This window comes from Streptococcus cristatus, assembly GCF_003944225.1.
Lineage (GTDB): Bacteria > Bacillota > Bacilli > Lactobacillales > Streptococcaceae > Streptococcus > Streptococcus cristatus_K.
Genome location: NZ_RJPN01000006.1, coordinates 1 through 14,541, shown reverse-complemented (window position 1 = coordinate 14,541; position 14,541 = coordinate 1). Strand labels below are relative to the sequence as shown.

General features: G+C 41.6%; 13 protein-coding genes and 1 rRNA gene. 12 read left to right on the top strand and 2 right to left on the bottom strand.

The features are described 5' to 3' along the window. Positions 1-11 precede the first annotated feature (11 nt). Together cysK and D8797_RS06855 are read right to left on the bottom strand one after the other, a co-directional pair. A complete protein-coding gene (cysK, locus tag D8797_RS06860) occupies positions 12-941 on the bottom strand; it encodes a cysteine synthase A (RefSeq protein ID WP_125379782.1) in 930 nt (309 codons plus the stop codon). A 116-nt stretch (positions 942-1,057) separates the two neighbouring features. Then, positions 1,058-1,693, bottom strand: coding sequence for a YigZ family protein (locus D8797_RS06855; RefSeq protein ID WP_125379781.1), 636 nt, complete (start codon positions 1,691-1,693; stop codon positions 1,058-1,060). A gap of 56 nt (positions 1,694-1,749) precedes the next feature. On the opposite strand from D8797_RS06855, the gene D8797_RS06850 reads away from it, so the two are divergent. The 12 genes from D8797_RS06850 to D8797_RS06785 all read left to right on the top strand — a co-directional run. Next, complete coding sequence (locus tag D8797_RS06850; protein ID WP_125379780.1) at positions 1,750-3,051, top strand: ATP-dependent helicase ComFA; 1,302 nt, start codon at positions 1,750-1,752, stop codon at positions 3,049-3,051. Then, complete coding sequence (locus tag D8797_RS06845; protein ID WP_125379779.1) at positions 3,048-3,713, top strand: ComF family protein; 666 nt, start codon at positions 3,048-3,050, stop codon at positions 3,711-3,713. Before D8797_RS06850 ends, D8797_RS06845 begins: the two co-directional genes overlap by 4 nt. A gap of 81 nt (positions 3,714-3,794) precedes the next feature. After that, on the top strand, positions 3,795-4,337 hold the full coding sequence (gene hpf / locus D8797_RS06840; RefSeq protein WP_125379778.1) for a ribosome hibernation-promoting factor, HPF/YfiA family: 543 nt from the start codon (positions 3,795-3,797) through the stop codon (positions 4,335-4,337). 151 nt (positions 4,338-4,488) lie between these two features. Then, on the top strand, positions 4,489-7,602 hold the full coding sequence (locus D8797_RS06835) for a pilus expression-regulating Snf2 family helicase (protein WP_125379777.1): 3,114 nt from the start codon (positions 4,489-4,491) through the stop codon (positions 7,600-7,602). A gap of 41 nt (positions 7,603-7,643) precedes the next feature. Beyond that, a complete protein-coding gene (gene zapJ, locus D8797_RS06830) occupies positions 7,644-8,309 on the top strand; it encodes a divisome accessory protein ZapJ (protein WP_125379776.1) in 666 nt (221 codons plus the stop codon). 32 nt (positions 8,310-8,341) lie between these two features. Continuing rightward, positions 8,342-9,676 carry a UDP-N-acetylmuramate--L-alanine ligase gene (murC, locus tag D8797_RS06825; protein WP_125379775.1) on the top strand — a complete coding sequence of 445 codons (1,335 nt, stop codon included), beginning with the start codon at positions 8,342-8,344 and terminating at the stop codon, positions 9,674-9,676. Between the two features lie 11 nt (positions 9,677-9,687). Then, positions 9,688-10,200, top strand: coding sequence for a GNAT family N-acetyltransferase (locus tag D8797_RS06820; RefSeq protein ID WP_125379774.1), 513 nt, complete (start codon positions 9,688-9,690; stop codon positions 10,198-10,200). Next, positions 10,200-10,697 (top strand): GNAT family N-acetyltransferase, encoded by a 498-nt coding sequence (locus D8797_RS06815; RefSeq protein ID WP_045500921.1) that lies wholly within the window; start codon positions 10,200-10,202, stop codon positions 10,695-10,697. The genes D8797_RS06820 and D8797_RS06815 overlap by 1 nt, the downstream gene beginning before the upstream one ends. Before the next feature lie 64 nt (positions 10,698-10,761). Further along, on the top strand, positions 10,762-12,564 hold the full coding sequence (gene mltG, locus D8797_RS06810; protein WP_068981953.1) for an endolytic transglycosylase MltG: 1,803 nt from the start codon (positions 10,762-10,764) through the stop codon (positions 12,562-12,564). Positions 12,565-12,628: 64 nt separating this feature from the next. Then, positions 12,629-13,111, top strand: a complete 483-nt coding sequence (gene greA, locus D8797_RS06805; protein ID WP_005592281.1) for a transcription elongation factor GreA — start codon at positions 12,629-12,631, stop codon at positions 13,109-13,111. A gap of 77 nt (positions 13,112-13,188) precedes the next feature. Continuing rightward, positions 13,189-13,818 carry an endonuclease III gene (nth, locus tag D8797_RS06800; protein WP_125379773.1) on the top strand — a complete coding sequence of 210 codons (630 nt, stop codon included), beginning with the start codon at positions 13,189-13,191 and terminating at the stop codon, positions 13,816-13,818. 410 nt (positions 13,819-14,228) lie between these two features. Then, positions 14,229-14,541 (top strand): 16S ribosomal RNA (locus D8797_RS06785); the annotation flags it as partial.

Sequence of the window (14,541 nt, the reverse complement as noted above, 5' to 3'; positions counted from 1 at the left end):
TATTTTCACGATTAAGCGTCAAATTCGTAGAGAGCGGTAGATAGGTAACGTTCACCATTATCAGGTGCTAGGGCAAGGACTTTCTTACCAGCTCCTAGTTTTTTAGCGACTTCAATGGCTGCAAAAATAGCCGCAGCAGATGAAATTCCGACTAGGAAACCTTCCTGACCACCAATATGGCGTCCTAACTCTAGCGCTTGATCAGAAGTCACGCGGACAATACCATCATAGGATGCTGTATCCAAGGTCTCTGGAATGAATCCAGCTGAAAGTCCTTGGATTTTGTGAGGACCTGGTTTCTCACCAGAAAGGATAGCAGATTCGTCTGCTTCAACCGCATAGATTTGGACATTTGGATTCGCTTTTTTAAGAGCATGAGAAACACCAGAGATAGTTCCACCAGTTCCGACACCACCAACAAAAGCATCCAGTCCAGTTTCACCGAAAGCAGCGATAACTTCTGCTCCTGTTGTTCGTTCGTGAACTTCTGGATTGGCTGGGTTGTTAAATTGTAGTGGCAACCAGCCATTTCGCTCTTGGGCGATTTCTTCTGCCTTGGCAATAGCCCCTTTCATTCCTTCGCTACCCGGAGTCAAAACTAGCTCCGCTCCATAAGCTTGGATAATCTTGCGACGCTCCACACTCATAGTTTCTGGCATCACAATGACAACCTTGTAGCCTTTAGCTGCTCCAACCCATGAAAGGCCAATGCCAGTATTTCCGCTGGTTGCTTCAACGATAGTATCGCCAGGCTTGATAAGGCCATCGCGCTCAGCGGCCTCAATCATACTGAGAGCAATCCGGTCTTTGACAGAAGAGCCAGGGTTGAAGGCTTCTAACTTGACATAAACCTCAGCTGCTCCTTCAGGAACGATATTATTTAGTTTAACAATTGGCGTTCTTCCAACTAATTCTGTGATATTTTGATAAATGTTTGCCATTTTTCCTACCTCAATACTTTAATGAGACTAGTATAAGCTGAAAGTAGCACTTTGTAAAATATAAAAAAGCTATGACCACGATAAAAATTCTTTATCACTCAGCCTAGCTTTTTAAATTATTCAACTGTTAAGGGAATTTCAACCTCGCGCAAACCTTGATCATCAATTTGGATTTTACCATTGAAAAACTCGATTAATTTTTGCTCTAGTGGTTCTTTTTCCTGCTTGTCGATATAGATGGTTGTAGCCACTAGATCTGTAAACTCTGTATCAAATTCGATCAGATCCTCGGCTTTCAAAAAGTTATCGAAGTTTTGATACTGGCTGTAAGACATTTTGAGGCGCAAACCGGCCTGTTCTTTGATTTCAATCAGGCCAATTTCTTTAATTGCCAAGGCAACACTGCCTGCATAAGCCCGAATGAGTCCACCAGCTCCTAGCTTAATCCCGCCAAAATAGCGTGTGACCACAAAGCAGACATTAGTCACCTGGTGATTTTCCATGACACCGAGCATGGGAACGCCCGCTGTACCACTGGGCTCACCGTCATCACTGGTTCGTTTGATCTCACTTTTTTCTCCGATAATAAAAGCAGAGCAATTATGAGTGGCTTTATAGTGCTCTTTTTTGATGGCTGCAATAAAATCCCGAGCTTCCTCTTCTGAGTAAACACGCTTGGCATGGCAAATGAAACGGGATTTTTTAATTTCTTCTTGGGCTTGGCCGTCTTGTCTAATTGTTCTATACTCCATAGTTTTATTGTACACAAAAAAATAGATTTTTCCAAAAGTTTTACGAATAAAAAAGTATGTTAGAAAGAAAAGATTGCCTAGGTAGGATATTTACAGAAGATCAGCTCAGCCCTGAACTGCGCATGCATGCTCAGCAGCTGCCAAGTATGCGAGAGGAAAGGAGAAAGTTATTTTGCGGCCGCTGTGGCTCTCAAGTAGACAAGGAGAACGACCAACTACCTATCAATGCCTATTATTGCAGGGAATGTCTGATTTTGGGGCGAGTTCGGAGTGATCAAGAACTCTACTATTTCCCTCAGGAAGATTTTCCAGAAAATCAGGTACTCAAGTGGCAGGGGCAATTGACAGCCTTTCAAGAAAAAGTTTCTCAGGGACTGTTAGAGTCAGTTGTTCAAAAGCAGAATAGCCTAGTCCATGCAGTGACTGGGGCGGGCAAAACGGAAATGATTTATCAGGTGATTGCAGAAGTGATTGATCGCGGAGGTGCCGTTTGCCTAGCCAGCCCTCGGATTGATGTCTGTTTGGAGCTTTATCGCCGGCTCAAGCTGGATTTTGCCTGCCCTATTTCACTTTTGCATGGGGAATCCGAGCCATATTTTCGTAGTCCCTTGGTCATTGCCACCACTCATCAGCTTCTTAAATTTTATCGAGCTTTTGATTTGCTGATTGTGGATGAAGTAGATGCTTTTCCTTATGTGGACAATCCTGTGCTCTACCATGCTGTGGAGCAGTCGGTCAAGGAGGAGGGAACGACAATTTTCTTAACTGCCACTTCGACGGATGAGTTGGATAAAAAAGTCCAAAAAGGAGAATTAAAACGCCTTAGTCTTCCTCGCCGCTTCCATGGCAATCCTTTGATTGTGCCCCAAAAAGTTTGGCTGGCGGATTTTCAAAAATATCTAGCGAAAAAGAAATTGCCGCCTAAACTGAAAAAGTATATCGAGAGACAGAGAAAAACGGGCTTTCCTTTGCTGATCTTTGCCTCGGAAATCAAAAGAGGTCAAGAATTTGCGCAAGTTTTGGAGGAGATATTTCCAGCGGAAAGAGTCGGATTTGTAGCTTCGACAACTGAAAATCGTTTAGAAATCGTTGAAGAGTTTCGCAAGCGAGAAATTACCATTTTGGTCACAACGACCATCTTAGAGCGTGGCGTGACCTTTCCCTGTGTAGATGTCTTTGTTCTGGAGGCCAGCCATCGTCTCTTTAGCCGTAGCGCCTTGGTGCAAATTTCTGGTCGAGTGGGACGTAGCATGGAGAGGCCGACGGGAGATTTATTCTTCTTTCACGACGGCACCACACGTTCAATCGAAAAAGCGATTCGTGAAATCAAACTGATGAACAAGGAGGCTGGCCTATGAAAAATTGCCTGTTATGCAGCCAAGTAGTCGAAGAAAATAGGAGTTTTTCTTCCTTGATTTTATTGCAAAAAGAACAAAATACAATTTGTAAACATTGTCGAGCAGGATTTGAAGCGATTTCCTCTATCCATTGCCCACGTTGCTGGAAGGATGGAGAGGTGGAAGTCTGCTCGGATTGTCAAATATGGGAAGCGCAAGGTTATTTAGTGCAGCATCAGGCTTGCTTCCTTTATAATGATTTGATGAAGGATTATTTCAGCAAATACAAGTTTCAAGGAGATTATCTTCTAAGATTTGTTTTTGCGGAAGTTCTTAAAAAAAGTCTCAAAAACTTCAAAAAATATACTCTGGTTCCTATTCCGGTCAGCCCTGAAAAATACCAAAGTCGAGGTTTTAATCAGGTGGAAGGCTTCTTGCAAGCAGCTGGCTTGCCTTATAAACATTTGCTGGAAAAGCAGGATGCGCTTGCCCAATCCAGTAAAAATCGCGAAGAACGATTAAACAGTCAGCAATGTTTCACATTGGTAAAAGATATCCTTCTGCCAGAAAAAATTCTTCTGATAGACGATGTGTATACGACTGGAAAAACCTTACAATTGGTTCGAGAATTATTGCTGGAAGCAGGTGTGAAAGAAGTTTTGACATTTTCACTCGCAAGATAAGAAAATATTTGCAAAAAAGGAATGAAAGCGTTATAATGATATTGTAAATAAAACATTTATGTTTAGAAAGAAGGTACTTATATGCTTAAATATAGTATCCGTGGTGAAAACCTAGAAGTAACTGATGCTCTCCGTGACTACGTAGTTTCTAAACTTGAGAAGATTGAGAAGTATTTCCAAGCAGAGCAAGAACTTGATGCACGGGTAAATTTGAAAGTGTACCGGGAAAAGACGGCGAAAGTCGAAGTAACCATTCCTCTTGGTTCTATTACCCTTCGGGCAGAAGATGTTTCGCAAGATATGTACGGATCTATCGATCTAGTTATCGATAAGATTGAACGTCAGATTCGTAAGAATAAGACAAAGATTGAAAAGAAAAATCGGAACAAGATTGCAACTAGCCAGTTGTTCACTGATGCTTTAGTAGAAGACGCTGATGCAGCATCTTCCAAAGTAGTACGTTCTAAGCATATTGATTTGAAACCAATGGATCTAGATGAAGCTATTTTGCAAATGGATTTGTTGGGACATGACTTCTTCATCTACACAGATGTTGAAGATAGTACAACGAATGTTATCTATCGTCGTGAAGATGGAGATATCGGTTTGTTAGAAGTAAAATAATGTAAAAGAGCCGTCCAATTTGGATGGCTTTTTGTAGTAGGGAAAACTCTCGCTCATTCTACTTCAAAGAATGTTTGCAAATAAAGAAATTCTATTTCGTTTTTATAGCTGTCCTATGGTATAATAAAGGGATAAATGTTAGGTGGTAGGTATGGCTAAATTAATTCCTGGTAAAATTCGAACGGAAGGAATTGCCCTCTGTGACAGCAAAAAAGTCGAAATTCTTGACGTCAAAGATTCCTTTTTATACACGCGCGTGGATCAGTACAATCTACGCTATAGTCTAGATGATGATGCAGTTTTCTGCTCCTGTGACTTTTTCCAAAAGAAGAAGTACTGCGCCCATCTGGCTGCCTTGGAATATTTTTTGAAAAATGATTCGGCAGGTAAAGATCTGCTGGCGAAGATGACAGAAAAAGAGTCTTCTAGTCAGGAAGCCCAGAAATTGGTTTCTTTTGGTAGTCTTTTTTTGGATAAGATTTTGCTAGATAAATCCAGTCAGCAAGTCCGTTATGAGCTATCAGCGACTGGACAGGAAGATACTTACACAGGACAATTTTTATGGAGCCTGCGGATTAGCCGTCTGCCGGATGAGCGTTCTTATGTAGTGCGTGATATTTTGTCCTTTTTGAGAACCTTGAATAAGGGTGGGCATTATCAAATCGGTAAGAACTACTATGAGCCTATTCGCATGGAGAATTTTGATGAGGCCAGTCAAGACCTACTAGAATTTTTACGAGGCTTGGTGACGGATTATAAGGGGCAGGACTCTTCGTTGGTCTTTCCCAATGCTGGACGGCACCTTTATTTTCCAGCCAGTCTTTTTGAGGAAGGTGTGACTCGCTTGATGAATCTTGCTTCGTTCCGTTTGGAATATAGCTTCTATGATTATGCTGAGGTATTTTTCCAAGACTTGCATGAAGAAGCGGGAATTTATCAGTTTGAGGTGCAAGAGCGTGAAAACTTTTTTGAGCTGCTGATATCTGAAAAGAATTATAAGATGCTCTATGGGGGGCAATTTATCTTTCATAATCAGACCTTCTATCAGCTGACGACTGAGCAGACCAAGTTAATCAAGGCATTACAGGAATTGCCGATTGAGCAAGAGCGCGTCAAGCGCCTGCAGTTTGATGTGTCTGAGCAGTCCAAACTGGCAGTAAGCTTGCTCGAGTTCAAAAAAATTGGCCGTGTGACAGCGCCTGAGCGCCTGTTCATTCATGACTTTACCGTGGATTTCAATTTTTATTTAGGGGCTGACAAGCAAGTATTGCTGGATCTTGTCTTTGATTATGGTAGTCAGACTGTCACCAGTCGTGAAGAGCTGAGAAAGCTGCCTTTTGCCAGTAATTTTGAGCGGGAACAGCAAGTTTTTAAAGCAATGCTGGAGGCAGGTTTTGCAGATGATTTTATCAGCCAGCGTCCGCCTTTACGACCCGAAGAAATTTACCGCTTCTTCTCCGTCTTGATTCCACGCTTTAGAGCATTGGGCAATGTCTACTTGTCAGATGAGCTACTGGGCCTATCTCAAACAGAACCTCCGAAGGTTTCCATCAGTATAAATGGAGGGCTCTTGGATATCGGCTTTGATTTTACTGGTATCGACCAGTCTGAAGTAGATGATGTCCTAGATTCGCTGATGAGTCAAAAGGATTACTTTATCAGCAAGACGGGTCAAGTTGTGATTTTTGATGAGAATAGTAAGCGAATCAGCCAGACCTTGCAACAATTGAGAAGCAAACATTCTAAAAATGGGGTTATCCAAACGCATAGCTTGGCTGCCTATCAACTCTCTGAATTGTTCAAAGATCAGGAAAGAGTTGACTTGTCGCAGAATTTTCGCCAGCTGGCTTATGATTTGACCCACCCTGAGGATTTTCCTCTGCCTAAGCTGAAAGTTCAGGCAGCGCTTCGAGATTATCAAGAAACGGGTGTGAAATGGCTATCCATGCTGAATAAATATGGATTTGGTGGTATTCTAGCTGATGACATGGGCTTGGGAAAGACTCTTCAGACCATTTCTTTCTTGACTGCTCATTTGACCAAGTCTAAGAAAGTCTTGATATTGGCACCGTCGAGCCTGATTTACAATTGGAGCGATGAGTTTGCCAAATTTGCTCCAGACCTAGATGTGGCCGTTGTCTATGGACTGAAAAATGTTCGAGATGCTGTGATTGCAGAAGACCATCAGATTACCATTACCAGCTATGCTTCCTTCAGACAAGATGTTGAAGAGTATAAAGGACTTCATTTTGACTATTTGATATTGGACGAAGCACAGGTCATGAAGAATGATCAGAGCAAGATTGCTCAATATCTGAGGGCTTTTGAGGTAGAGCGGACTTATGCCTTGTCTGGCACGCCGATTGAAAATCATCTCGGTGAACTTTGGTCAATTTTTCAGATCGTCCTTCCGGGCTTATTACCGAGCAAGAAAGCTTTTTTGAAGATGCCAGCAGAAACAGTTGCCCGCTATATTAAACCTTTTGTCATGAGGCGTAAGAAAGAAGAAGTCTTGCAGGAGCTTCCTGATTTGATTGAAGTCTCTTACCGTAACGAACTTGCAGATAGTCAAAAGACGATTTATCTAGCACTGCTCAAGCAAATGCAGGAGCGAATTCTCCATGCAACAGAGGAAGAAATCAATCGCAGCAAAATTGAAATCTTATCTGGTCTTATGCGACTCCGTCAAATTTGTGATACTCCCAAGTTATTCATGGAGGATTACGATGGGGAAAGTGGCAAGCTGGAAAGTTTGCGGGAGCTATTGGAGCAGATTCAAGGCGGCAATCATCGTGTTCTCATATTTTCACAATTCCGTGGCATGCTGGATATTATCGAGCAAGAACTGAGCCAGATGGGAATGGAGTCCTTCAAAATCACAGGCTCAACTCCAGCAAAAGAACGTCAGGAGATGACCAAAGCCTTTAATCAAGGAGAAAGATCAGCCTTCCTGATTTCTCTTAAAGCTGGTGGTGTGGGTCTCAATCTAACTGGTGCAAATACTGTTATTTTAGTGGATCTTTGGTGGAATCCCGCAGTAGAAGCTCAAGCTATTGGTCGGGCTCATCGCATCGGGCAGGAACGGAATGTAAAAGTTTATCGTATGATTACACGGGGAACTATAGAAGAAAAAATTCAGGAATTACAGGACACTAAACGAAATCTGGTTTCAACAATTCTGGATGGCGCTGAGTCTCGCTCCAGTCTTTCGATGGAAGAAATTCGAGAAATTCTTGGAATTTCTTCTGAATCGCTTGAAAAATAGTTTGAATAGTTTATAATAATGAAGAGTTGAAAGGACATGCTATGACAAATACTAAATTTCCTATAATTGCTGATGACGAAATCATGTTGACAGAAATGCCGCACATGAATTTGTACGATGAGTTGGATCTGATTAGCAACATTAAAGGGGACTACCAGGACCGTAATTATTTAGAATGGATGCCGATTGCTAAGCCAGAAAATCCTGCTGCTCCTAGTCAAACTGTAAGTAAAGCTAGAAAGAAGCAAGCTCCAGTTACGGACTTTAAAAAGCCAATTGATAAGAAAGATCCAGCTATTCGCTATGCTGAGCAAGCACGAGAGGAAGCTCGGGCTGATCTGAGGAAGAAACGTTCGGCTGCTTATTTGACAAGCAAGCTCCCAAATAAGGTTCGTAGTCGGAAGGTGGTACCTCCTTTTGAGGGGAATCCAGTTAAACCAACAGCCCCTTTCCAAAAGGAAAATCCAGGTGAGTTAACGAAGTTCAGTGATAAGCTAAAGCAAGATAGCTACATATTAGCAGATGTTCAGTCTCAACCTCTCATAGAAGTACCAACGAATCCAGAAAAAAAGAAAAAGAATAACTACGATTTTCTCAAAACCAGCCAAGTCTATAACAAGGGCAAGAAGCGAGAAAAACACAATAAGCATAAAAAAGCTCAGGAATTGGACATCACCAAGTTGAGTTCAGATGTCCAAGGGCAATAAGGCTTCATTTGTTTAAGATTTAAGGAGTAATCATGACGAAAACCTATCATTTTATCGGAATTAAGGGCTCAGGTATGAGCGCTTTGGCTTTGATGTTGCATCAGATGGGCCATAAGGTTCAGGGGAGCGATGTTGATAAATATTATTTCACTCAGCGTGGTCTGGAGCAAGCTGGGATTCCCATTTTGCCTTTCGATGAGAAAAATCTCCAGTCAGATTTTGAAATTATTGCCGGTAATGCCTTCCGTCCAGATAACAATGTGGAAATTGCCTATGCAGATGCCAATGGTATTAGCTACAAGCGCTACCATGAATTTTTGGGTAGCTTTATGCGTGACTTTGTCAGCTTAGGTGTGGCTGGTGCTCACGGGAAAACTTCGACAACGGGTATTCTTTCTCATGTTCTGTCTAATATCACAGATACTAGCTATCTAATTGGGGACGGTACAGGTCGCGGTTCTGCTAATGCCAAGTATTTTGTCTTTGAATCAGACGAGTACGAACGTCATTTTATGCCTTATCATCCGGAATATTCGATTATCACCAATATTGACTTCGATCATCCAGATTATTTCACAAGCTTGGAAGATGTCTTTAATGCATTCAACGACTACGCCAAGCAGATTACCAAAGGGCTCTTCGTTTATGGTGAAGACGAGCAACTACGCCGTATTACTTCAAATGCGCCGATTTACTACTATGGTTTCAAGGAAGAAGGCAATGATTTTGTCGCTCATGATCTCTTGCGCTCTACCAGTGGTTCAGGCTTTAAAGTTTCCTTCCGCGGGCAAGAGCTGGGTGAGTTCCAGATTCCAAGTTTTGGCCGCCACAACATTATGAATGCGACTGCGGTCATCGGTCTCCTCTACATTGCAGGTATTGACTTGAATCTAGTAAGGGAACATCTCAAGACCTTTAGTGGGGTTAAGCGCCGTTTTACAGAAAAGATTGTCAACGACACAGTCATTATTGATGACTTTGCCCATCATCCAACGGAAATTATCGCGACTCTGGATGCAGCTCGTCAGAAGTATCCAAGCAAGGAAATCGTGGCCATCTTCCAGCCGCATACCTTTACTCGGACGATTGCTCTCTTGGACGAATTTGCGGAAGCCCTCAATCAAGCAGACTCAGTCTATCTAGCTCAGATTTACGGATCTGCGCGTGAGGTGGATAGGGGCGATGTCAAAGTCGAAGATTTGGCTGAAAAGATTGTGAAGCGGGCCAAGGTTATTGATGTGGATAATGTTTCTCCACTTCTTGACCACGATAATGCAGTTTACGTCTTTATGGGAGCTGGAGATATCCAGACCTATGAATATTCCTTTGAACGTCTCCTTTCCAATCTGACCAGCAACGTTCAGTAGGAGGAGACTTGATGGAAGCACCGATTCGAATCAGACAGGTTGACTTGAGCGACTGGGAGGAAATTCTTGCAATTGAGCAGCTGAATTTTCCAGCAGCGGAAGCAGCCAGTTCAGAAGTTCTCAAAGAGCGAATTGAGCAGATTCCAGATACTTTTTTGCTAGCAGAGCTGCATGGTGAGCTGGCGGGCTATATTGTTGGACCAGCTGTTCAGGCGCGATATTTGACAGATGACCTCTTTAGTAAAGTGAGTGCCAATTCTCCAGAAGGTGGCTTCATTGCCGTCCAAAGTCTGTCCGTCCATCTGGATTTTCAGAGGCAGGGTGTCGGAACTTTGTTGATTGCAGCTCTCAAGGAGACAGTTGTTCAGGAACATCGGCAGGGCATTAGCCTTACCTGCCATGATGAGCTGATACCTTATTTTGAGATGAATGGTTTCGTCCACGAAGGGATTTCTGACTCAACTCACGGTGGGGGTGTTTGGTCTGATATGGTATGGGAAAATCCCAATTTTAAGGAGAAGTGATGATTATCCGTCAAGCTCAAATGGCTGATTTAGATGCCATTTATGCTATCGAATTGGAAAATTTCAGTCCAGAAGAGGCTATTAGTCATGAAATATTGGCAAAGCACATTGAAACGATTCCTTCAACTTTTTTGGTTGCAGAAAAAAGTGGCAAGATTTTGGGCTATTTAGAAGGTCCTGTCCGACCAGAACGCTATTTAAAAGATATTTCCTTTACGGAGGACGTTGAAGATTATAGCTATCTGGCTGGCGGATTTATCTCTGTGACCAGTCTATCTATTTCTAAAGAAGCACAGGGCTTAGGAGTCGGAAAAGCCTTGTTGGACACTATGAAGGAAATTGCGATTGCAGATGAACGCCACGGTATCAATCTCACTTGTCATGATTATTTGATAGCTTACTATGAGCAACATGACTTTGTCAACGAAGGCCGTTCAGCCTCAACGTATGCAGATGAAGTATGGTTTGATATGGTTTGGGAAAATCCTCAGATATAACTTTCATAAATAATATAGTTTTAAAAGTCGGAGATGATTGCATTTATCTGACTTTTAAGATATAATGTTAGGGATTATGAAGAAGGAGATCAAGTTTTTGACTGAAAATTCACAGGATAACGAAAAGACGCTGAGTTTTAAAGAGAAAATTTTGAATGAGTTGGCAGCAGCCAATGGTACCCAAAATCACTCAGTTCAGGAAGAAGCGCAGCCTCTTTTAGGTAAAGAAATGGAATTGGCGGAGAGCTTGGAATCTCTCGTTTCTGCTGTTGAAAAATCTCATGAGGTTCTAGAGAAGGATACTTCAGTAGAGGAAGAACCTAGTAAGATCAAAGTAGAAGAGTCAGTGGAACAAAGCGAGCCTACGGTTCATACTCAGGCAGATGTGCTAGAAAATATAGTTCGTAATTCTACGATTTCAGAAGTTCCATCAAATTTTGATGGACCAGGACAAGCTGATGTTGCTAAGAAGGAAAATATAGAGTCTGGAGAGGTTCAAACTTCTGTACCTCATTCAGAAGCTTATCAAGAAAAGGCAGTACCAGTTGCAGGTGAGATAAAAGAAACAGTGTTAGCTGATTCAAACACTACAGATGAAAGAGAAGTAAAAAAAGACTTTTCTACTGCAGAACCAACGCTAAGCCGTAGAGATGTTGCTCATGGAAAGAAACGTTCACGTGCAGATCGTACCAATAGTAGTAAAAAGAAAAAACGTAAAAACGGCCTAGCCAATCGAATCGTGATGACAGTCTTGGTGCTTTTCCTATTGGGCCTTGGTATTACTGGTTTTGTAGGATACAATTATGTCTCTTCAGCGCTGAAACCAGTAGATGCCAAATCAGCAGAGTATGTGACAGTGGAAATTCCTGCTGGTTCTAGCACCAAACAAATCGGAGAGATTTTAGAAAAGAAAGGCCTGATTAAGAACGCTCAAGTCTTTAATCTTTATTCAAAAATCAGAAGTTATGGTAATTTCCAATCTGGTTACTATAATCTTCAAAAGAGTATGGACTTAGACACGATTGCTAAGCAATTACAAGAAGGTGGAACAGATACACCACAGCCTCCAGTTCTTGGCAAGATAACAATTCCTGAAGGATACACCTTGGAGCAGATTGCCGAAGCAACTACTGTCAATGCTGCAAAAACTGCGAACAAGAATACTAAAACACCATTCAGCAAGGAAGATTTTCTAAATAAAGCTCAAGATGAAGATTTTATTGCAAAAATGGCAGCTAAATATCCGCAGCTTCTAGCAACTTTGCCGAGCAAGGATAGTGGTGTTAAATATCGTCTTGAAGGTTATCTTTTCCCAGCTACTTATGATTATGGAAAAGAAACCACGGTTGAAGAACTGATTGACCAAATGTTGGCTGCTATGAATACCAATCTATCGCAGTATTACTCAACAATTGAGTCTAAGAATCTGACGGTCAATGATGTTTTAACCCTTGCCTCTTTAGTTGAAAAAGAGGGATCAACTGATCAGGATCGCAAAGATATTGCGAGCGTCTTTTATAATCGTTTGAACCAAGCTATGCCACTTCAGAGCAATATTGCGCTTCTTTATGCTCAAGGAAAACTTGGTCAAAAGACAACTCTTAAAGAAGATGCTGAAATTAATACAAATCTTGACTCGCCTTATAATGTGTACAAGAAGCAAGGTTTGATGCCTGGTCCAGTAGATAGTCCAAGCCTGTCTGCTATCGAAGCTACTATTAATCCAAGTAAGACAGAGTACTTGTATTTTGTAGCAAATGTGGAGACAGGGGCTGTATATTTTGCAAATACCTACGAAGAACACGCTAAGAATGTGGAAGAACACGTTAATAGCAAATTAAACCAATCAGGTGAAAGTTCTAACTAAATTATGTGGTTTTCCACATAATTTTGTTTTATCAAAAAATAGAAAGAAGAGAGAAAATAAAGTAATGGCTGAAAAAACTTATCCTATGACCCTTGTAGAAAAGGAAAAATTAGAACAAGAATTAGAAGAATTGAAATTGGTTCGACGTCCAGAAGTAGTAGAACGCATTAAAATTGCTCGTTCTTACGGAGATTTATCAGAAAATAGTGAATATGAAGCAGCAAAGGATGAGCAGGCTTTCGTTGAAGGACAAATTTCAAGTCTGGAGACTAAAATTCGCTATGCTGTGATTGTTGATAGCGATTCAGTTGCTAAAGATGAAGTTGCCATCGGTAAAACTGTTACTATTCAAGAAGTCGGTGAGACTGAAGAAGAAGTATACATTATCGTTGGTTCAGCTGGTGCTGATGCCTTTGCGGGAAAAGTTTCAAATGAAAGTCCGATTGGTCAAGCATTGATTGGTAAGAAGACCGGTGATATTGCAACAGTAGAAACACCAGTTGGCAGTTATGACGTCAAAATACTAAAAGTTGAAAAAACAGTCTAAGAAAGGTCGAGCACGCTCGGCTTTTTCTTTATCAATTTATGCTATAATATAGAACAAACAAAGGAGATTGTATACTGATGGTTTTATCAAAAAAACGAGCACGCCATGTCATCGAGGAGATCATTGCCCTATTTCCTGATGCCAAACCGAGTTTAGATTTTAGAAATCACTTTGAGCTACTCGTGGCAGTCATGTTATCCGCTCAAACGACAGATGCTGCAGTTAATAAAGCTACACCAAATCTATTTTTAGCTTATCCTACTCCAGAAGCTATGGCAGCAGCGTCCGAGGCAGATATTGCCAAGCACATTTCACGCTTAGGACTTTATCGAAATAAGGCCAAGTTTCTGAAAAAATGTGCCCAGCAACTCTTGGACGATTTCAATGGACAGGTGCCTCAGACTCGGGAAGAATTAGAAACTTTAGCTGGGGTGGGGCGTAAGACAGCTAACGTGGTCATGAGTGTAGGGTTTGGTATTCCAGCTTTTGCCGTTGATACGCATGTTGAACGCATTTGTAAACACCACGATATTGTCAAAAAGTCAGCAACTCCTTTAGAAGTTGAAAAACGTGTTATGGATGTTCTCCCACCTGAACGCTGGCTAGCCGCACATCAAGCTATGATCTACTTTGGTCGGGCTATTTGCCATCCTAAAAATCCAGAGTGTGATCACTATCCTCAACTTTACAATTTTGATCATATTTAAGTTAGTGTCTTTGAATACTAAATTTCACTAGGCGATGAACGCTTCAAGGGACGTAAAAGACTGTTGCGAGAGTTAGAGGAATATTTAAGCGACTTTAGCAGCACGGTGATATAGAGAATGAGGGAGAGGTAGGAAGAGTTTACCTTTCCCTTTTAATTTATTGAGTTATAGGTGGTTTTAGAGGGGTTAGGAAGAAAAGATGAAAAAAAGATAAAAAAATTTCAAAAAAGTGTTGACAAGGGAGTGTATAGGTGATATACTGATATAGTTGTCGCTTGAGAGAGCGATAAAGGCCTTTGAAAACTGAACAAGACGAACCAATGTGCAGGGCGCTACAACATATGTTGTAGTACTGAACAAAGAAAAAACAATAAATCTGTCAGTGACAGAAATGAGTGAGAACTCAAACTTTTAATGAGAGTTTGATCCTGGCTCAGGACGAACGCTGGCGGCGTGCCTAATACATGCAAGTAGAACGCTGAAGGAGGGGCTTGCTCTTCTGGATGAGTTGCGAACGGGTGAGTAACGCGTAGGTAACCTGCCTGGTAGCGGGGGATAACTATTGGAAACGATAGCTAATACCGCATAACATTGATTATTGCATGATAGTCAATTGAAAGGTGCAATTGCACCACTACCAGATGGACCTGCGTTGTATTAGCTAGTTGGTGGGGTAACGGCTCACCAAGGCGACGATACATAGCCGACCTGAGAGGGTGATCG